The 20487-nt window shown below is 40.1% G+C and carries 17 protein-coding genes and 1 pseudogene; 5 read left to right on the top strand and 13 right to left on the bottom strand.

The window, feature by feature from the left end:
- The first annotated feature begins 196 nt into the window (after window positions 1–196).
- The 3 genes from ACFWE9_RS19600 (at window position 197) to ACFWE9_RS19590 (ending at window position 4554) form a co-directional block, all read left to right on the top strand.
- Complete coding sequence (locus ACFWE9_RS19600; protein ID WP_230161563.1) at window positions 197–1726, top strand: AbgT family transporter; 1530 nt, start codon at window positions 197–199, stop codon at window positions 1724–1726.
- A 113-nt stretch (window positions 1727–1839) separates the two neighbouring features.
- A complete protein-coding gene (locus ACFWE9_RS19595; protein ID WP_230161532.1) occupies window positions 1840–3099 on the top strand; it encodes an amidohydrolase in 1260 nt (419 codons plus the stop codon).
- Between the two features lie 48 nt (window positions 3100–3147).
- Window positions 3148–4554, top strand: coding sequence for a M20 family metallopeptidase (locus tag ACFWE9_RS19590; protein ID WP_230161534.1), 1407 nt, complete (start codon window positions 3148–3150; stop codon window positions 4552–4554).
- 936 nt (window positions 4555–5490) lie between these two features.
- Here the strand turns inward: ACFWE9_RS19590 and ACFWE9_RS19585 are convergent.
- From ACFWE9_RS19585 to ACFWE9_RS19550, 8 genes and pseudogenes are all read right to left on the bottom strand, one after another.
- Window positions 5491–5994 (bottom strand): DinB family protein, encoded by a 504-nt coding sequence (locus tag ACFWE9_RS19585; RefSeq protein WP_230161536.1) that lies wholly within the window; start codon window positions 5992–5994, stop codon window positions 5491–5493.
- A gap of 323 nt (window positions 5995–6317) precedes the next feature.
- Window positions 6318–6392 (bottom strand): annotated as a pseudogene (locus ACFWE9_RS19580) (YjcZ family sporulation protein); the annotation flags it as partial.
- Between the two features lie 625 nt (window positions 6393–7017).
- Complete coding sequence (locus ACFWE9_RS19575; RefSeq protein WP_230161538.1) at window positions 7018–8511, bottom strand: aldehyde dehydrogenase family protein; 1494 nt, start codon at window positions 8509–8511, stop codon at window positions 7018–7020.
- A gap of 46 nt (window positions 8512–8557) precedes the next feature.
- Complete coding sequence (locus tag ACFWE9_RS19570) at window positions 8558–9523, bottom strand: PDR/VanB family oxidoreductase (protein WP_230161539.1); 966 nt, start codon at window positions 9521–9523, stop codon at window positions 8558–8560.
- 5 nt (window positions 9524–9528) lie between these two features.
- Window positions 9529–10047: a hypothetical protein gene (locus ACFWE9_RS19565; RefSeq protein ID WP_377358321.1), complete on the bottom strand. Its 519-nt coding sequence runs from the start codon at window positions 10045–10047 to the stop codon at window positions 9529–9531.
- Window positions 10048–10060: 13 nt separating this feature from the next.
- Complete coding sequence (locus tag ACFWE9_RS19560; RefSeq protein ID WP_230161541.1) at window positions 10061–11050, bottom strand: heme-dependent oxidative N-demethylase family protein; 990 nt, start codon at window positions 11048–11050, stop codon at window positions 10061–10063.
- 30 nt (window positions 11051–11080) lie between these two features.
- Window positions 11081–12511 carry a purine-cytosine permease family protein gene (locus ACFWE9_RS19555; RefSeq protein WP_377358319.1) on the bottom strand — a complete coding sequence of 477 codons (1431 nt, stop codon included), beginning with the start codon at window positions 12509–12511 and terminating at the stop codon, window positions 11081–11083.
- Window positions 12512–12598: 87 nt separating this feature from the next.
- Entirely contained in the window at window positions 12599–12802 is a 204-nt protein-coding gene (locus ACFWE9_RS19550; protein ID WP_230161545.1) for a hypothetical protein, read from the bottom strand.
- A gap of 195 nt (window positions 12803–12997) precedes the next feature.
- Here ACFWE9_RS19550 and ACFWE9_RS19545 point away from each other — a divergent pair, with 195 nt between their 5' ends.
- Window positions 12998–14830 carry a sigma 54-interacting transcriptional regulator gene (locus tag ACFWE9_RS19545; protein ID WP_377358317.1) on the top strand — a complete coding sequence of 611 codons (1833 nt, stop codon included), beginning with the start codon at window positions 12998–13000 and terminating at the stop codon, window positions 14828–14830.
- Between the two features lie 288 nt (window positions 14831–15118).
- Here the strand turns inward: ACFWE9_RS19545 and ACFWE9_RS19540 are convergent, their stop codons facing one another.
- Both ACFWE9_RS19540 and ACFWE9_RS19535 read right to left on the bottom strand, forming a co-directional pair.
- The gene (locus ACFWE9_RS19540) at window positions 15119–15643 is read right to left on the bottom strand and encodes a GNAT family N-acetyltransferase (protein ID WP_230161549.1); all 525 of its coding nucleotides are present in this window, start codon (window positions 15641–15643) and stop codon (window positions 15119–15121) included.
- Between the two features lie 356 nt (window positions 15644–15999).
- Window positions 16000–16488 carry a hypothetical protein gene (locus ACFWE9_RS19535; protein ID WP_377358315.1) on the bottom strand — a complete coding sequence of 163 codons (489 nt, stop codon included), beginning with the start codon at window positions 16486–16488 and terminating at the stop codon, window positions 16000–16002.
- Window positions 16489–17239: 751 nt separating this feature from the next.
- Here ACFWE9_RS19535 and brnQ point away from each other — a divergent pair.
- Window positions 17240–18580, top strand: a complete 1341-nt coding sequence (brnQ, locus tag ACFWE9_RS19530) for a branched-chain amino acid transport system II carrier protein (protein WP_230161553.1) — start codon at window positions 17240–17242, stop codon at window positions 18578–18580.
- 248 nt (window positions 18581–18828) lie between these two features.
- Here brnQ and ACFWE9_RS19525 read toward each other — a convergent pair whose 3' ends face one another.
- From ACFWE9_RS19525 to sdaAA, 3 genes are all read right to left on the bottom strand, one after another.
- On the bottom strand, window positions 18829–19359 hold the full coding sequence (locus tag ACFWE9_RS19525; RefSeq protein WP_230161555.1) for a DinB family protein: 531 nt from the start codon (window positions 19357–19359) through the stop codon (window positions 18829–18831).
- A 190-nt stretch (window positions 19360–19549) separates the two neighbouring features.
- A complete protein-coding gene (locus ACFWE9_RS27145) occupies window positions 19550–19702 on the bottom strand; it encodes a YuzK family famiily protein (RefSeq protein ID WP_483878215.1) in 153 nt (50 codons plus the stop codon).
- A 287-nt stretch (window positions 19703–19989) separates the two neighbouring features.
- A partial coding sequence (gene sdaAA / locus ACFWE9_RS19520) for an L-serine ammonia-lyase, iron-sulfur-dependent, subunit alpha (protein ID WP_377358313.1) occupies window positions 19990–20487 on the bottom strand: 498 nt, incomplete at its 5' end.

Genomic DNA, 20487 nt, shown 5'->3' with positions numbered 1-20487 from the left:
CAAAGACTATTCTGTCGTTGGATTTGATGACCTTGTGATTAGTCGTTATTAATGACCAGGTTTAACGACAATACGGCAAGATGTATTTAATAAGGTGCTCGAAGGCTTAAGCAGGTTTAAACATGATTGGTACAAAAAAAGCACAAACTACAAATGGAAGAAGGCTTAGGAGGAGAATGTAATGGAACAAAAAGTAATGAAAGATACAACTAATCTGCAAAATCATAAAAAAGGTGGATTTTTCAATCAAGTAGAACGAATAGGAAACAAAATCCCCCATCCATTTATTTTATTTATTTATATGATTGCCTTTTTATTTGTTGTAACCGCTCTCTTATCCGTTTTCCATGTTTCGGCATCGGATCCCATTAGTGGAGAGAAAGTGGAAGTTCAAAACCTCTTAAGCCGTGAAGGCATTCAATGGATACTGCCGAATATGATTAAAAACTTTTCCGGCTTTCTACCACTAGGTTCTATTTTAGCCCTTATGCTAGGCGTAGGACTTGCTGAAAAAGTCGGTTTGTTAGAAGTTTTGATTCGGAAAATGTCGTTAAAGGTCTCAGGGAAATACGCGAGTTATTTAGTTGTATTCGTTGCCTTTTTTAGCCATGTCTCTTCTGATGCTGCGCTTGTTATTATGCCTCCTCTTGGAGCTTTAATTTTCCTTGCTGTGGGACGTCACCCTGTTGCTGGGTTGCTCGCTGCTATTGCCGGGGTTGGTTCGGGTTTCACTGCCAATTTATTAATCGTCACAACAGATGTCTTGCTATCAGGAATTAGTTCGGAAGTAGCTAATGGAATGAAAGCAAATTTGACAGTTAATGTTACCGATAACTGGTTCTTTATGGCGACTTCAGTTCTCGTACTTACGGTTGTCATTGCCTTGATTACAGATAAATTTGTTGAGCCGCGCTTAGGAAAATATGAAGGTAGCGGTCACCATAAAAAATTGGAGCAATTAACGAAGCAACAAAACAAAGCACTCCTTGCAACAGGTATTTCAGCATTGATTTTTATAGCTGTTATGGTCCTTCTAGTCGTTCCGGAAGGAGCACTATTACGGAATCCAGAAACTGGAGCTATTCTTCCCTCCCCATTCATGTCTGGTATTGTCGCGATCATCCTACTTTTCTTTTTTACAGTTTCTATTACGTATGGAGTTAAGGTGGGGGCAATTAAGAAACAAAATGATATTCCAGAATTATTAGTAGATCCAATTAAAGGAATGGCCGGATTTATTATTATGGTTTTTCCACTTTCCCAGTTTGTCGCTTGCTTTAACTGGAGTAATATGGGTAAATTTCTAGCATTATCCATAACAGATCTCTTAGAACAGCTAAACATAGATGGTGCACCCGTCCTTATTGGGTTAATGTTCTTATCTGGACTCCTATCTATGTTTATTGCCAGCGGATCCGCCATTTGGTCTATTTTAGCACCGGTTTTTGTCCCAATGTTCATGGTATTGGGTTATCATCCTGCCTTCGCCCAAATGTTGTTCAGGGTTGCAGATTCTTCTGTTCTACCATTAGCACCTGTATCTCCATTTGTCCCACTATTCTTAAGTTTCTTACAAGAGTATAGAAAAGATGCAAAGCTAGGAACATATTATTCTCTTATATTGCCATATCCGATTATCATCTTTATCATTTGGACGCTAATGGTAGTGGTTTGGTATTTCCTTGGACTCCCAATTGGTCCCGGAGTATATCCAAAATTACCGTAATTTGAAAAATCAAATGCGCCTTGTAGCCCCTTCAGTGACTTAAGGGGCTGTGATGCTTGGGCCAGGTCGAAATATTTATGAATTTCATCAAAGAAAATTAGGAGTGAAAAGAATTGGATATTATTTCATTAAGACGTGATCTGCATCAACACCCAGAAGTTGGCTTTACTGAATTTCGAACTGCTTCAAAGGTAGTGGAAGCACTAACTTCATTATCATATAACGTGATATTTGGGAGAGATGCTTTAGATGGGGATTCCCGCCGTGGAGTTCCCCCTACAGAAGTATTAGAAGAAGCATTTAATAGAGCATTGCAAGATGGTGCCAATCCAGAAATTCTCCAAGAAATGAAGGGTGGATATACGGCCGTTATCGGTATAGTAAAAGGAAAAACAGAAGGTCCAACTATAGCCTTCCGGTTTGATATGGATGCATTACCTGTTACGGAAAGTACTGATTCTGACCACTTCCCACAAACAAACGGTTTTCGCTCCAAATATGAAGGGAATATGCATGCCTGTGCTCATGATGGACATACCGTAATTGGCTTAGGGCTTGCTGAAAAATTAGCGGACCGGAACTTCGCAGGAACGGTCAAGCTTATTTTTCAACCAGCTGAAGAAGGAGTGCGCGGTGCCTATTCAATTGTACAAAAAGGAATTTTGGATGATGTGGATCATATATATTGTATGCACCTTGGCACAGATGTCCCTTTAGGAGAATTTCATGGTGGTTCTTCAGGCTTTTTAGCAAGTACGAAAATGGCCGCTCATTTTCATGGGGTATCTTCTCATGCAGGTGCTTCTCCTGAAAAAGGAAAAAATGCATTATTAGGAGCAGCCACTGCATTATTGAATATTCATGCTATCCCAAGATTTAGTTCAGGCTCAACCCGCATAAATGTAGGTATTCTCAATGGCGGAACAGCCGCTAATATTATTCCAGCGCATGCAAAAATGGTCATTGAAACCCGGTCTGTAACCGAAGAAACAAATGCAGAAATAGAGAAACGCGTTCGAAATATTGTGGCTCACAGTGCAGGTATGCATGAGCTTGAACATGAAATTGAAATTATAGGACAAGCAATTACGATTCAATGTGATCAGGAACTCGTCGAGCTAGCTATGGAAGAAGCCAGAAAAGTAGATGGTTTTTCAACAATCAAAGCAAGTAGGGAATCCGGTTCTGCAGGAAGCGAAGATGCAAGTTTTATGATTCGGAGAGTACAGGATAATGGTGGTAAAGGGACATATATGATTATCGGGACCGATATTCCTGCACCACATCACCATCCTAAATTTGATATTCAAGAAGAAGTTTTACCGAGAAGTGTTGAACTGTTGAATCTTATTGCAAGACGACTATTAAAATAATATTTCATTTTTTAATCGAATGAATAGATAGGAAGGAACGAGTGTACTATGACACATGTAAATAGACTATCAGAAATCATTGAACAAAAAAAAGAAAAATTCATTGAAGTTAGTGACCGTATATGGAATTTTGCAGAAACACGATTTGAAGAATATCAATCTGCTGAATTACTATGCAGCACATTAGAAAGCGAAGGCTTTTCTATTGAAAAAGGTGTTGGAAACATAGAGACGGCATTTATTGGGAGCTTTGGTACTGGTAAACCCGTTGTGGCAATCATGGGAGAATTTGATGCGTTGTCAGGTATGAGTCAAAAAAAAGCTACAGCTAAACAAGAGCCAATTGTACAAGGTGAAAACGGCCATGGATGTGGTCACAATTTACTTGGTACGGGATCCTTAGCTGCTGCTGTTGCGGTGAAAGATTATATGGAAGAGAATCATTTAAATGGGACAGTTCGTTTTTATGGATGTCCTGGAGAAGAAGGAGGATCAGGCAAAACCTTCATGGTCAGAGAAGGATTGTTTGATGATGTTGATTTTGCATTTTGTTGGCATCCACTGGATGTTAACGGCATTATGTCGATGGATTCGCTTTCGAATTTCCAAGTGTATTATAAGTTTAAAGGCAAAAGCTCTCATGCAGCAGCATCACCACATTTGGGACGGAGTGCTTTAGATGCCGTAGAACTTATGAATGTTGGCGTGAACTATTTAAGGGAGCATATTATCCAAGAAGCAAGAGTCCATTATGCAATAACGAATTCTGGTGGTTTATCACCTAATGTTGTCCAACAAGATGCAGAAGTTCTATATTTAGTACGAGCTCCAGAAGTTTCACAAGTGCAAGATATTTACTTAAGAGTTTGTAATATTGCTAGAGGCGCAGCCCTTATGACAGGAACTGAAGTAGAAATTGTTTTCGATAAAGCCTGTTCTAATGTTATTCAAAACACAGTGTTAGAATCCGTCATGTATAAGAACTTTCAAGAAATAGGTATTCCACAACACGATGATAAGGAAAAACAGCTTGCAAAAGAAGTGCGTGATACCTTAACCGAACAAGAAAGGAATAGTACAACAAATCCGTTTAAAGATAGCCAAGATGATGCTATGGCAAGCTGGCTAGAACCCATTGAAGGCTGTCAATCACCATTAACAGGTTCCTCGGATGTGGGAGATGTTAGTTGGATTGTTCCTACTGCTCAATGCACAACAGCTTGTTTTGTTCTTGGATCCCCTTTGCATAGCTGGCAGTGGGTTACACTCGGATCAACATCCATTGCCCATAAAGGTATGCTTCATGCTGGCAAGGTTATTGCGGCAACTGCAGTGGAAGTGCTCCAAAATCCAGAACTAATAGACAAGGCAAAAGCAGAGCTAAAAGAACGATTAAAAGGGAAAAGCTATGTCTCCCCTATTCCGCAAGATGTAAAGCCCTCAGCTAAAAGATAAGACTTGGTTAGAGTGGATGTAATGGAAATATTTCATTAAAATGATGACCATTGTTCATAGCATATATTTTTGAGTACTCTTTCGATAAAGAAATCGCCCAGGAGGACGGAATACCCCCTGGGTGCTTTTAGTGAATTAGCCGTATAAAAAGGGATCTTCATTGGAAGTTCCCTTTAGACTTTAGACCCACTCGATAATAATTGAGTGGGTCTAAAGTTTTTTTGGTTTATTGGACGTAAGACGCTCGCTTTCCGCGGGCGGTCCGCCCTCGGCGCCTTTGCGCATGCGGGGTCTTCCTTGGACGCGTATAATTATTGGCGTTATTTTAAGTTCCATTCAAAACGAGGAAATTCCTGAATATCTTAAAACAAGTTCCAAAACTGTATTAAAAAATTAATATGTAGTTGATGATATAAGAATAATCAGCCAGTACAAAGCCTGAAAATCCCCTATAATTTTTATTCTTCAATTAACTCAAACAGCATGAATGTCATCAGCATACTTTAATAAGGCGTCTTTTCATATTTAAGGATAAAACGCTTAACCCAACCAACAACTAAGCCAAACCCAAAAATCAATAAAACTAGATCGTTGTTAGATATTTTTCCTTGAAGAAGAATAAACAGTAATACTGAGACGAATATAACCATAGATAGAAAACCAACGTCAATACGCTTCATGAACCCACCCTTACCTAGATTGATATTTTACACTTTTCACCCTCGTTTACTTCGTAGTTTGTATCTAATGCGTCACAAAAGATGCAACTATCTAGCGTAAAAGAAAGAAAATAAATTAATCATACCTTCTATTTTCGGCTATTGAACTCTTCCTCATTTGTTCCATAAAGAAGGCACCCCCTTATTAAAGAGCGCACCATTCGTTAATGAAGGAACTTTTCCATTTTAAGTGAATTTTTTGTTTGAGTCACTTGTTCTATTTAGAATATAGGTAAAGACCAAAATCTTGCATAACGGAGGTGTGCCCCATTTGACGCAACATGGTAGCTATATTGCCACGGTGATATGATCCGTGAGTGACAACGTGTAGTACGGATTCAGAAATAGAAGTTTCAAGCAACCCAGCATAAGGGTTATCCACCACCATCAACTTTTCAATATCTTTTTGACTGTTCAGAATTGCTTTGTTTCGGTCAGATAGGTCAAGAAATTTCATTTCCATTTCCTCAATACTTTTCGTTTCCAACTCTTTTCTTATTTGATCCGTATACCCCATTGCTTCATTCATGCTTTTACCTGAGAGTATGTCAAACCATGCGAGATCTGTAAGATAAATGTGGGACAACACCTTTGAAACAGAAGAAAAACCACTCTGAATTTCCTTATGATAAATGCCCTGTGGAAGTTCTTTTAAACGTTCAATTATAACTCCATTTGCCCAGACGTGGTAGCTATACATTTTTAATGCGGGATGTGTCATTTAAATCCCTCCGTATTCACCAGTTTTTTGTATTATAACTTCAGCTAAATTATGGGAATTATTAATATATGTATTCTGGTTTAGTTATAATAATCCTTCTTCAGCTAACCTGCCCCGATCGTTTATCCAATCAATCGCTGCAACGAATGTATTATGGAATATAGGACTGGATTTTCCCAATCGTCCCCAATCAACAATGAATGGACAATTACTTGAAGAAGCCGACCAAAAAGGGTCGGCTCTTTTAAATACTATTAGCAGAAACCGCCATAGCCTTGACCTTGAACGGGGGCATAACCGCCACCGCCACCGTAACCTCCATCACCACCGAAACAAGAAGCTCCAACAATGATTAAGAGTATAAACAAAACGACTATAAAAGCGAAACCGCCACCAAATCCACCAACACCGTTATCACAACCACAACTTGATTCATGACCACAACTTGACAATAGAAACATCTCCTTATTTGTTTGAAGGAGGAAATTAATTATATGGGTTACTTTACCATATGTACTACTTAGGATAATGACACAATAATCTGCCCCTTTTAAATTTTCAGGAGCTATATACAACTCCTTTTTTGTTGCGATAAATAGATATTTTTCCCTGGAGATGAGACACGTTAACCATGACATATCATTCTCCTTCTTCAGCTAACCTGCCCCGTTGGCGCCATAAGAAAAAGGCTGCCTCCATTTTAGGATCCAAATGGTTGGATGGCACAAGTTGATCTCGCTGAATAGAATTCTGGTTGGAAAGTATCCTTATTACCTCAAGATTAATACAGACTGTAGGCTATAGGAGCTCTATCTAACTCTTAAACAAGGTTGATTGGAACGGGTGTGCGAGACTCCTGCGGGAATACGTGTCTAAGGGAGACTCCGCAGGCGCAACGGCGCCGAGGGCGGACCGCCCAAGGAAAGCGAATTTTCAACGTTCGAATTTTACAAAACCTCAAAAAAACTTTAGACAAACTCCATTATTATCGAGTTTGTCTAAAGTTCTCATCAAGTTATATGCTTAATTTGGAAACCAGCCGACCGGTTTTACATCAAGATTAATATTGATTTGTTTAATTTCCTGGTATTCGTCTAAACCGTATTTTCCTAAACTGCGTCCAATCCCACTCTGTTTGTAACCGCCCCATGGCGCCTCGACATATGTTGGATGATAATCATTTACCCATGTGATGCCTGCCCGTACTTTCTTGATCACGCGCAGTGCTTTTGCTCCATCGTTAGCGAAGACACCGCCTGCAAGACCGTAGTCTGTATCATTTGCAAGTTTAATAGCTTCGTCTTCATCTTTAAACTTTTGGATGACAACAACTGGACCAAAGATTTCCTCTTTTACGATACGCATATCAGGTGTTACATCGGTAAAGACAGTCGGTGCAATGAAGAATCCCTTGTCAAGGCCGTCATCAACAAGGCGGTGACCGCCTGCTGCAAGTGTCGCACCTTCCTGTTTTCCGATTTCAATATAGTTCAAAATACTATTCATTTGTGCTTCACTGACAATTGCCCCCATGTTGCTGTCTTCTGCAAGGCCAGGTCCTACTTTAATTTTATTTGCGCGTTCCACAAAGCGTTTTACATATTCATCATAAATACTTTCTTCAACAAGAATGCGGCTACCTGATGAACATACCTGGCCGGCACCGAAGAAGATACCAAACAATCCGTAATCGACGGCTGTCTCTAGATCTGCATCTGCAAAAACGATGTTAGGTGATTTACCGCCGAGCTCAAGTGAAATTTTCTTTAAGTTGCCTGCTGCCGCTCTCATGATTTCGCGGCCTACGTCTGTACTTCCTGTAAATGAAACAATGTCAACATCCTTGCTTTCGGCAATTGTTTGACCAACAATAGTCCCTCGGCCCATTACCATATTAGCCACACCTTTAGGGATGCCTACCTCCTCTAGGATTTCAAATAATTTCATTGCCGTAACTGGTGTCACTTCTGCCGGTTTATACACAATGCTGTTTCCTGCCGCAAGGGCCGGAGCGATTTTCCACACGCTCATTAGAAGAGGGAAGTTCCAAGGTACAATCAAGCCGGCTACACCTACTGGCTCGCGAACAACCATCGCTTGCACGGGAGCGGGAACTTGGTAAGTTTCCCCATCTGGATGTTGAATTAAACCAGCGTAGTAGCGGAAACACGAAGCGGCATCGGCAATATCGAAACCCGCCTCTGCTTTTAGTTTCCCATTGTCCATTGTTTCAAGAATCGTTAACTCTTCCGCGCGTTCATTAATTTTATCCGCAATTTTATATAAGAAAGAAGCACGCTCCTGTGCTGTAAGACCTGACCAGACTCCACTTTCAAATGCTTCTTTTGCAGCTGAAATCGCCGTTTCTGTTTCTTCCTTGGTCGCACGAGGTGCCCTAGCAATGACGTCCTGTGTCGCTGGATTGATTACCGGGATTACTTCATTTGAAGATGGGGACCGCCACTCACCGTTAATGTAATTTTTCAGCTCTAAAACTGTCGTTTCTAAAATGGTCATGTTATATGCCTCCGATTCATTATTTTATTTAACTCGTATTTAATCATTAAAGTTTTAAAGCTAGCCTATCGCCCTTCGCTCGTGAGCAGCATGTCAGGATGGTCTTGCGTGTTTGGCGGTTTTCTTTTGTAAGGAAGAAATCACGGTGGTCTACTTCACCTTCTGCGACATCTACCTCACAGCTTCCGCACCCGCCCACTTTACAAGAATAAGGTGCATCAATTCCTTCCCTTAAAAGGGCTTCAAGCAGTGTTTCGCCTTCATGAACGTGGATGGACCGATCTCTATCCATAAGGTCAACAATGAAAGGATCTTGCTGCCCATCATTTTTTGTAGCAAATAATTCGAAGTGGATGGCATGTTCCGGATAACCATATGAACTGGCAGCTTCACGATACTCTTGTACCATCTCTAGTGGTCCGCAAAAATACACATGCGTGCCAATGCGATGATCCCGCATCGTCGCAGGCGTCATTCTGTTTTTCTCGTCTGCCTGCGAAAAATAAAAGGTGCATTGATCAGGATATTTCGCTTTTAACAAATCATAATACGCACATAATTCCGGTGTGCGTGCCGCATAATGGAGTTCAAAAGTTTGGCCTTCCGCAGCCATGTCTTCCATCATTGCCAGAAATGGAGTGATGCCGATTCCAGCTGCATAAAAAGCATGATGCTTTGCCCGAAAGCTGAGAGGGAAGTTGTTTTTAGGGAAACTGACTTCCAACCTTGTTTCTTCCTTTACTTGGTCATGCCAGTAAGCGGAGCCTCCGCGAGACGCCTCGTCACGACGAATGGAAATGGCATATTTTTTGCGGTCTCTTGGATGGCTGATAATCGAGTATTCTCTCTCGAAAATCGTATCTCCGGCCGTCATGAAAGTAGTTAAATGCGAACCGCCTGTAAAGGCAGGCAATGGCATTCCATCAATTGGAACCAACTCGAACTGTTTCACGAAAGGGGTTTCTTGAATGATCTTGTTTACTTTCATTTGAATATTTCCTACTATCCTCATGATGATCAGCTCCCTATTACTTCTTCTTTTGCGACTGGGATGAATGGGTAACCAATATAACCTTCCCGTACGATTGAATAAAAAGGACCAATTTCAAGTCTGGCGCTGCAATGGTCACATTCTGCTATCGCTTCTTCTGCGACTTCCGACACTTCGAAACATTTCATGCAATATACGTAGCGCCGTTTAGGCCCGATGATCACCGTCTGAATCTCATCTTCAGATAGACCAGCTTCTACCCCCAATGAGAAGACCATAACGGCATTGTTCCATGCAGCCGCAATATAAAATTGGGTGCCCATCTTTTGTGACAAGATGAATCTCTTAATCTCCTCTTTATCATCCATTCCGTTAATAGAAAGACATTCGACAGGCACTTTACCTGCAATTTCAGAAGTGAAATTCTTCACCTTTTCGTATCCGGCTGGATCAGAAATGACGACAAACTTTCTTCGTTCATTCCGTGGAGTGAAATGATTTACGATCGTAACAGATTTATCAAACAATACTGGACTATTGTACAAGGCACTTTTCCTCCTATTTATTGTTTATATTCGCTTTTTGTTCTTCATCAATGCGGCTTAAATATTCGACCGATTGTGGAAGAAATGGGGCAATTCCTTTGTATTCCGCCATAGGTTCAGGAATATCCTGCAGCACGCTATACGTCAGATCAAACCACTCCTGGCGCAATGTCAAATCTTCAAGTGGCAGGAATTGTGTGTTCAATACGAATAGAATGGCATTGCTTCGTGGCATGCGATAAAATTTTTGTTCTTCAACACGCAAACGAACCAGCTTTCCTGCATTTTCTGGTGTTATTTCAGAACGTTGCGGCCCCCATACATCCATCGTTTCATAGTTGACATCCCAACGGTCCGCCATCAGGTTCCAGTTAATGCGTGTCCATGGTTTTCCTGGCTCGATGGATAATAAAAACTTACGAACACGCTCTGCTAGCTCGTCGCCTTTCTTCGATACAAATGGAACAGGTGCATGTATTTCATCGAAGGACATGCCTTTATTCCAGTTAGCTGAGAAGAGGGCGGCGTATGAGACTTGCCCCACTTCCAAATAAAAGTTACTGTCGCGATGAACCATTAACACAAAATCATTGTGGAAATGACGGCCAATGTAATCAAGCGGCTCATTTGGAAGCGTGCTAGCATCGCCAAATAAGAAGGAATCGGATTCCCCAAAGATGTGGTTTTTGAAGGTCCAGTTGTCTCCGTCTTTTATGACCTCGTAATGCTCCGGATGGCGATCAGTTGCCATGTCGATAAGCATCTCCAGTACTTCCCATTGCATTTCTAATGTGTGTGGAAATGATTGAAACCTTATGTGTGGCTGTTCTTGAAGGAGACGCCGCTTCGTTTCCACTTGGAGTCTGTATTCTGGCGTAACTTCAATACAGTTAATGTTTGAGAGTCTTTTCAAGTCATTTGAATAGCGATAGTTACCTGAAGTGAATGGAAACGGGAATGTATCTAAATCAGTGGTTTTGAATTCTAAACTTTGTGTAAACATTGAACAATCTCCTCTCGTTTTCAAAATTCTTCATAGTGCGTTTTTTTCTATTTGGCTTCTTTTTAATTCAACAGATGAGCGACCCATATCAACTTCATAACGGAAAATGTATTTAGATGAAACATAGTAAGTGACTAACGCGACAAAGTATGTTGGAATGCCGGCAGCTGTATAAAGAAAAAAGTTGCTTGCCTCAAAAGTCAATGGATTATAGAGTGCCCAGTAAGAGATAGTCCCAATAACAACCGTAAGTACTGCAGAAGGATTAATGCCTTTCCAATAGGTGTAAGAGCCTTGCGTGTCATACAAATCTCTTAATGAAATTCGTTGGCGCTTTACTAAGAAGTAATCTGCAACAACAATGCCACCAATAACAGCCATAATGAAGGAAATGACCGCAATAAATGAACCAAATGCATCGTAAAACGTTGAGCTTAGAAGTAAGAATATGGCTGGTACCGTTGTGCCCATCGCAATCATCCATGACTTTTTCGGGAATACAGTTTTAAAGCTGACAGCCTGTGAGTACATAAGGAAAATGGCTGCACCGACATTCCCTACCGAAAGTAGAATCAAACCAATGAATCCACCCCAGCTGCCTGCGATTGAAAACATCCAGTCAGAAGGATCAAGTGAACCAGCGACTAAAGCTGCAAGTGCCCCAACTAATGCTGCGATACATACGATGATTCCGTAGCTGTAGAAGCCCGCTTTAAAGGCTCCCCCTTCTGTTTTAGATAAACGGCTGTATTGGCCAAGGTATGGAAGCCATGAGAAGCCGAGACCGATATTTAATTCCAGGGCTGTCGCGAATGAACGTGTAGTCGTTTCAAACGGTTCAGAAGGGAGTATATTGGCAACTTTCGTGAACCCCTGGCCAAACAAGACTATTGCGAGAAGGCCAAACATGAGAACCATAAAAACCGGAACGGCTACTGCGGTATACTTTTGAATGGCTACTGGCCCCCTCACTGTTACAAGAAATGCACAGATAAAGAGTAAAATCGAGAAAATCGGCGCTCCCGTTGTATGGCTGGAGAAAAAGGCGGGCATCCCTAACCAATTAGCAGCCTCTGTTAACGCCTGGCCAGACATAAACAGTGCAATGGAAATATAGCCGAGAGTTAAAATAAGAAAAACAAAGAAAAAGATATTGGATCCTAGATACCCTAGTGAACTTCGAAACCCGACAAAGGTGTCTATACCATAGCGCGCAAAATACAGGGTAATGGGAACAATCAACAACATAGGGAAGGCGTTACCGAATAAAATCGCTGCGAGTGACTGCTTTGCATCAAGCATTGTACCTGTGTATCCACCAGTTAACAGCCCAAAAGAGGAGAGGCCAATAACAACCTGAATTAAAATTAAATCCCGAAGGTTAAAAATCCGGTCACTTTTACTTGCCGGTAAAAATCCAAAAGCCACATCCTTTGAAATGGAGGAATTCTCTTTACTCACACACTTCTCTCCCAACTTTAGATAAAATGATTGAATTGCTTGGAAATGAGGCTGTTAATGTTCTAGGTGGTGTAACAGTAAACTACATTAAACAAGTACATAGACTAAGTAGATGATGATTAAAATCATGAAAAAAATAGAGCCTGTCGCATCCTTCCATTTCATTTTGTCGACTTTCACAGCATCCTCCTGTTCATACGCATAGATCCGCTCATTCAAATCTGAATATAGACTTTTAATAAAGGGATCTTCTGAATTGATATTCTGTTGAAACTGATTCTCTTTATTCAAAATTGCTTCTACCTCCTTTGCAATCATGCTTTTTAGTCCCTTCTCTTTACTTTATTGCAATAACCATGCCAATCAGAAACACTTTGCTTACAGGGTTTTTAATAGGAAGAATATTCATTTTTGAAACTATTGAACAATTATGAAATTTCTGTAGTATTGAAGCTAGAAAGTTAAATGAAAGGCAGGTAGACATAAATGCATCACTTCACCTCTGCACTCTTGTCTATTTACGATCAGCTTATTGTTACAGATAAAAAAGGCACCATCCTGGAATCGACCGGAACAAGGAATTCCTTATTCCATACAGTCAAATCTGCTAGTGCCGGTGGTTCTATCAAGGATGTGGAACAAGATTTATTTTCTATGAGCTTGGCAGAAGAGGTAATGGGCCATAATGAAAAAAAAACTTTCATGCAGTCCACATGGGAGGGTTTCGAAATACTGGTGACGGCATACCCGATTGAATCAGGGAAATGGGTTTGGGCTTACAAAGAAATTAAAGACTCTTACCCAGATACATCAGGGATTCAATCCGGGCCATCGGTGGAATCGAAAAAACTATCTTTCCCATTTGTAATCCATAGTAAATCCATGCATGATGTTCTTCATAAAATGCAAATGGTTTGTGATGTCAGTGCAACAGTCCTATTATTGGGGGAATCCGGTGTAGGAAAGGAAATGGCTGCCAGGGCCATACATAATATGGGGAACAGAAGCGAAGGACCGTTTATACCTGTCAATTGCGGCGCAATCCCGGAAAACCTGATTGAAAGCGAACTGTTTGGCTACGTAGAAGGGGCTTTTACCAGCGCAAGGAAAGGCGGTGCCATGGGAAAATTCACACTTGCCCATAAGGGTATCTTATTCTTAGATGAAGTGGGCGAGTTACCGCTTAACGTACAGGTAAAACTGCTTCGTGTCCTTCAGGAGCGCGTTGTCACACCAATTGGTAGTTCGACCTCCCACCCTGTTGATATTCAAGTGATCGCCGCGACAAATAAATCTCTCGAAAAAATGGTGAAAAAAGGGGAATTCCGAGAAGACTTATATTATCGTCTTCATGTCGTACCGATCGACCTTCCTCCGCTTAGGAATCGTGTAGATGAAATCCCCTATCTAGTTCAATTTTTTTTACAAAAGTACAATACACTTTACAATAGGAAGGTGGCTTTCACTCCAGATGCCATTGACATGCTATGTATCCACCAATGGCCCGGTAACGTACGCGAACTTGAAAATATAGTGGAAAGGCTTGCGATTACAAGCGGAAAACCGGTAGTGGATGTTGCAATGGTCAAAGAGGTCTTGCCTCTAAAAGGGGCCAAACCCACCTCAACACCAGTAATCGATTTTCTAATGCCGTTGCAAGAAGCATTCGACCTTGTGGAGGAACAACTGATCAACATGGCAATGGAACAATACAAATCATTAAAATTAGCGGCGAAGGTATTGGAAGTTAGCCAGCCAACGATGAGTAGAAAATATAAAAAAATACGTAATAAAATTGAAGAGGCTCGCCTTTCACCAGTGAATAAACGGGCCATTTTAGAAGAACAAATAAATAAACGGCTCCGTTCCATTGCCGTTGTGACTGCAGCAATCATTCCCGCTGAGGAGGTTATCAGTCTACAAAAAAACATGAACCGCTCAAATTCCTATTCACAAAAATTGAAACAAAAGCTTACCATTATTCAAGAAAAGGAAGGCGTCATTGAATGGGTCTTTATCTTTAGCATGACGGAGGATGGACGTCTGATTCACCTCGTTGCAGACAAAGGCTTTGTAATTGAACCAATGGAAGAATACATCGGTCCGCCAGAAATGATGAATGTTGCTTACCAGGCGTTTAATGGTAAAGCAGGTGTTACTCCCATATACGAAGACAAGTACGGTGATTGGAAAACAAGCCTTGCACCAATTATTGATGATGACGGCAATATAGTTGCTATTGTCGGATGTGATTACAGCAAATCCTATATTAATTCGGAAATGCAACGTCTCAGTAAACAACTCAAAATCCATATTTGATTTTAGGGTGCAGCATACCGGGACCTCTTTTTTCAAATGGAAACATTATCACCTTACATTATTAAGATGGACCTACGGAAAAACTCATTTATTCATGCAAACGATTCAGGACATAACTATGGAAAAGCCCATATTCAGGCTTTTCCTTAATGCACAGTTTGTGTCTTATGCGCCATGAAAGAACTGTTCTCCTCATGAAGCTAACCTGCCCTTTCGCTCCAAAAGAAAAAAGAGCTGCCAAAGCAACTCAAGAACCTGTTAATTCTATAAGATATTTCTCAATGTTTTTCACCTTAACAAAGAATAAATATTAGTATCGAACGGAACATCATTTTGATACATATAATTTCTCAAAGTTCCTTCATTTACAAACCCTAATTTTGTTAGCAACTTATTAGATGCTTTATTTTCAACAAAAACAACTGCTCCGATACGCATTATACCAAGATCATTAAAACCATAGGAAATCACTTTACTAACGGCTTCAGTTGCATATCCATTGCCCCAATGTTCAGGAAAAAGTGCATAGCTTATTTCTGCTCTCCTATGTTCAGGAGACCACTCTTGAAACCCAATTGTTCCGATAATACCCTCTGTACCTTTCTTTTCAATCCCCCATTTAATACCACTTTTTTCATCATAATTTTTCGAAAAATTCCTGACAATTTGTTTCACCTGATCTATACTAATTAGTGGATTTTGTCCATAATAACGTAATACATCTGTATTAGAGAAACAATTTAATATATCTATTGCGTCAGATTCAATAAGTTCTCTCAAAACTAACCGCTCAGTTTCTAATATAGGAAACATTCCCGCACCCCCTTGTGATTTTTCATTTTAATAAGTCTCCCCCGAAAGGTTACGAAAGTTGGGTCCCTGGCAAACGAAATGAACTATACACGATTTATTAACATCGACACAATTCTCAAATACTCCTTTTCATTAGGATCCCTCTTACGGTTTAAATTTTACCATAAATATCCATCATTAATTGGATACATTTCAAAATCCATCTTCCGTGGCTGGTGATCTATTCTTAGTTTTCTCTGAGTTAAGATAACTACAATATATAACGCTGAGGGATTTTCCTTGAGAAGGCAATAAAAAAGGCACCCCTTTTTCAAGAAGCGCAATCATCGGCTCTTTAACGTCAACTATAATAACCTTTAACACCAAACTATTATTCGATAGGGTGTGGTTTGGGAGGGGATGCTTTTTGTAGCAGGCCCATAGATGACAATTAGATTTCGATTATCAGGGTTTCTTGAAAAGGGTTGACCATTTGTTAAGACGATTTGAGTATATGAGGATATATTTAAACGTAATTGGCCATCACTGCTCTCCAACTGACTGTTAAAGTAATCCACTTTCACATTCTGATATGAACTATCCCTTACCATGACAAGTGCTCGATATTGTGGTGGGAAAATAAGCGGAACTGGTGCATTCCCATCATAATATCCAGTTACCCTATCCCCTACTGACACGATTACATGGTCTACAAAATAAGTTGTAGGTGATACAACGAAATTCACTAATGCTCCTCCGCTTTCTACAGATACTAATTTATAACAGCCTTCTCCTTCACCGTTTTGCCCTACGGCAAAATCACTAATCATGGTGACGGTCCCATGAAAAAACTTAAAATTTATCATACTCATACCTCCATTGATTTAAGACAGTAGCGTACCCTTTGAATTGGAAATATGACCTCTTCCCGGTGGTGATGGTGTGCTGTCATTTGCTTAACAAGTTCGCGAATGACTTAATAATATCGTTTTAATTTATGTGAAATCACCTAAATGATGACCTTGAAATGCAAGAAAAAAAGTTGCATCCTAAAAAAAATTCATTAAAGCCCGCCTTCCAAGCCGTTAATTTTCACCCCTCTACTCCAATCACGCGTGATTTTTTTCATTCATTATTTAAGGTGGTTATCCAAAGCTCTCCATCTTTCTTATATATTTTAGATGAATTCTCGTCAAACACATTAAATGCCGTTTTGTATGTTAAATAATTTTTCTGCGTCTTCCTCTCGTCTCCCTTCTATTTCCTCCCCGTGCTCCTGTAAACCATACAAATAAAAACAATCAGCTAAGGATTTTTTATGTTCATTCCCTCAATGCCAATACATTCCCTTGCCATTCTAAGTCTTTGCTTATATCTTTCAACATCGATTCCAACTTAATGGTATGAGTTGCTTATAGATGTCCAAAATAAGATAAGGAAAGATGGAAATGGAGGATCTGGTCATAAAGGTAAAGAATAAAATTTAAAAAATATATTGAAATATCAATTTTATTTAGATATAATACGATACGGTCTTAAATATTTGTTTGTGTATAATTTTTAGAAAATTTAATAATTTTACACAATAGTAAATTTTGGGTTTATGGAGGTTATAATTTGTCTAATAAAGTACCATCTTCATTTATAGTAGTGATTGGTTTCATGTTATTCGCGCTATTCTTTGGGGCAGGAAATTTAATTTTCCCTCCGATGCTTGGTCAATCAGCCGGAACGAATATCTGGATTGCTAATGCTGGGTTTTTAGTAACAGGGGTTGGATTACCGTTACTTGGTGTATTGGCACTTGGCTTTTCAGGTAAAGATGATTTACAATCTTTAGCAAGCCGCGTTCATCCAGTCTTTGGAATTGTATTCACAACCATTCTTTATTTAGCCATTGGTCCATTATTTGCAATGCCTAGAACAGGAAACGTTTCGTTTGAGATAGGTGTAAAACCATTCTTGCCCGAAAATTCCGGACCGCTTCCTTTGCTTATTTTCACCATCATCTTTTTTACAACTGCGTGTCTTCTTTCGCTCAATCCTGCGAAAATTGTCGAAATTGTGGGGAAAGTTTTGACACCTATCAAGTTAACGTTCATTGGAATCCTAGTGGTGGTAGCTTTTCTTCATCCAATTGGGGATTTTCAAGTTCCAGTTAAGAACTATACCATTCAACCCTTTTTTAATGGGTTTAAAGAAGGTTATTTAACAATGGACACACTAGCCTCTTTTGTTTTTGGCATCATTATCATTAATGCCATTAAAGAAAAAGGTGCTAAAACAAAAAAACAAATAATGATTGTTTGTGGAAAAGCAACAGCCATTGCTGCCATTATCCTTGCAACCATTTATACAGCTCTTTCTTATATGGGTGCTTCCAGTGTAGGAAAACTTGGTCACTTGGATAATGGAGGTGTAGTTTTAGCCAAAGTCTCGGATTACTACTTTGGTGCGTATGGCGGGATATTATTGGGATTGATGATTACAGTAGCTTGTATAACAACGAGCGTTGGACTTATTACATCCTGCTCGACGTACTTCCATAAACTATTGCCAAACCTGCCTTACAAAACAATTGCTATTAGTTTATCGATTTTCAGTGCTATCATCGCGAATATTGGCCTAACACAATTAATCGCCATTTCCGTCCCTGTAATGACGGCCATTTACCCGTTAGCCATTGTATTGATTTTCTTGACATTTTTTCATTCTTTATTTCATGGGAGACCTGAAGTTTATCAAGGAAGCTTACTTTTAACATTCATCGTCAGTTTATTTGATGGATTAAATGGAGCCGGAATTCACATTTCAGTCATTAATGATTTCTTTAATGCAATCCTGCCTTTGTATGAGGCAGGGCTAGGGTGGATTATCCCTGCTATTGTTGGAGGATTCATAGGGTATGCCAGCAGCATCTTACGCTCGAAATTCGGTCATAATCATCAAATAGATTAAAAAAAAAGCAGCATATAAAATCTGTCCAGGAAAAATGCCTGGACAGATTTTTTTTGTTTCGCTGTAGGTCGGATTTTTTGCCACTAGGACGGACTTTTCCTATGTAGAACGATTTTCCTGAAATAGATCGAATTTTTCCGCTGTTGGACAGTGTATTTGCATTCAATTTGTGATTGCACTCGACTTTTTAAAGCACATACCATCAGGCTTACTTACTTTGGCTTTTGCAAAATATAAAAGGTCCCTTATCAGTATCTTTTTATTTCATTCCGTAACTTCTTCAGCAGTTGAAAAATCTGCCCCCGATGATGTGATTCATGTTCAAGCAAATGGTAAACGACCCACTCAGGTGTGACGTCATATCTTTCAAGCACCCTTGGTTCACGCCAATCATTTAGATCCATTGAACGAAAGGTTGAAAGAAATACTTCACGCACCTTATTCAGGCGGTCAAAATGTTCTTCCAAAGTTTGTCCTTCGATGTGAGTTAGGGCACCCTCTTCAGAACGGCTTTCTAATGGAAACAAAGCGAGTATTTCCGAATCCCATTCCGTAACAAGTACCTCTTCGTATAACCAATCTGCTTCAACCAACGCAATGTGATATAACAACGAGCCAATCGTTTGCCTTTCATCCATTTTCGTATCAAGTATATTTTGGCTGATTCCCGTTAATTCCGTTATAAGCGTACGGCGAACATCTTCCAAACACCATAACCACCGTCCAATTTCTTCTTCGTATTCAGGTAATGCTGATACCCTTAATGCTCTTTTCTCCAACAAAATCAACCTCCACTCATTCCACGTACATTCAATTGAAAAATGGTTGTTTCCTTCTTTTTAACAGAATTACATGGTTCTTAGGTTTATTTAGGGTGACATCAAGACAAAAAAGAGCAATCCTTAAGATTACCCTCTCTTTTGTTTATGGTTTATGATTTTTCCGTTTTAAGTTATCTGATTTCGTAAATCAAGATTTATTCCTCAAAAAAAGATTGGCCCTCATCCCCTCTGATATACGCCTGCCTTGTAAATGATCCTGTTCCCGTCCTTGTTCAACCATTATCCGTTGCTCCAGTTTTTGAGCATATAGTGCATAGCCGATCCCATGAGCTTGAAACATTGCTTTTTCCATTGCCGACGTGTACGTTAGATCGAGAAAATTAATGAAGCATCAATCCTTCCCATATTGAATTCCGTACTCATCTTATCATTGAAAATAATAAGTTACAAAGTGGCTATGGCTCCATATTAACTGATAATTCAGACTACAGACCGATTGTACTTCTCTCCCAGTACGGAAACGCCAAATCCCTCTTATTTCCTCTATTTTCCTTTTCAACTTCAACTTCACATTACATGCAAATTAAAAATCCCATTAACAAATCTGTTGTTAATGGGACTGAATGTTTATTTATATGAACCGAATATTTCCTTTGCCAATCTACGCCCCGTAGGAGTGGCAGCCAGGCCGCCCTCTGCCGTTTCGCGAAGCGCAACTGGCATGGTCAATCCTATTTTATACATGGCATCGATCACTTCGTCACATGGAATGCGGCTCGTAATTCCTGCAAGTGCCATATCAGCTGCCGTTATTGCGTTGGATGCACCCATTGCGTTACGTTTCACGCAAGGAACTTCAACCAATCCAGCCACTGGATCACAAACCAATCCAAGCATATTTTTCAATGTGATTGCCATCGCTTCTGCGGCTTGGCTTGGTGTACCGCCGGCCAGTTCCACAATCGCAGCTGCGGCCATCCCGCTTGCCGAGCCCACTTCTGCTTGGCAGCCACCAGCCGCTCCAGAAATGGAAGCATTGTTTGCAACCACGAACCCGAAGGCAGCGGAAGTGAAAAGAAATTCAATCATCTCTGCTCGCGTCGGGTTTAATTTTTCTTTTACGGC

It is taken from the genome of Peribacillus sp. NPDC060253 (genome assembly GCF_042727425.1).
Taxonomy (GTDB): domain Bacteria; phylum Bacillota; class Bacilli; order Bacillales; family DSM-1321; genus Peribacillus.
The sequence above is the reverse complement of the archived record's forward strand: the minus strand, read 5'-3'. Positions and strand labels throughout refer to the sequence as shown.

Bases quoted from the DNA above. Each gene is read 5' to 3' on its own strand.
- ACFWE9_RS19590 (WP_230161534.1), top strand. From the start codon at position 3,148: ATGACACATGTAAATAGACTATCAGAAATCATTGAACAAAAAAAAGAA.
- ACFWE9_RS19535 (WP_377358315.1), bottom strand. From the start codon at position 16,488: ATGATAAATTTTAAGTTTTTTCATGGGACCGTCACCATGATTAGTGAT.
- ACFWE9_RS19570 (WP_230161539.1), bottom strand. From the start codon at position 9,523: ATGAGGATAGTAGGAAATATTCAAATGAAAGTAAACAAGATCATTCAA.
- ACFWE9_RS27145 (WP_483878215.1), bottom strand. From the start codon at position 19,702: ATGTTTCAAGCTCATGGGATCGGCTATGCACTATATGCTCAAAAACTG.
- ACFWE9_RS19540 (WP_230161549.1), bottom strand. From the start codon at position 15,643: ATGTTTCCTATATTAGAAACTGAGCGGTTAGTTTTGAGAGAACTTATT.
- ACFWE9_RS19585 (WP_230161536.1), bottom strand. From the start codon at position 5,994: ATGACACATCCCGCATTAAAAATGTATAGCTACCACGTCTGGGCAAAT.
- ACFWE9_RS19545 (WP_377358317.1), top strand. From the start codon at position 12,998: ATGCATCACTTCACCTCTGCACTCTTGTCTATTTACGATCAGCTTATT.
- ACFWE9_RS19560 (WP_230161541.1), bottom strand. From the start codon at position 11,050: ATGTTTACACAAAGTTTAGAATTCAAAACCACTGATTTAGATACATTC.
- ACFWE9_RS19600 (WP_230161563.1), top strand. From the start codon at position 197: ATGAAAGATACAACTAATCTGCAAAATCATAAAAAAGGTGGATTTTTC.
- ACFWE9_RS19575 (WP_230161538.1), bottom strand. From the start codon at position 8,511: ATGACCATTTTAGAAACGACAGTTTTAGAGCTGAAAAATTACATTAAC.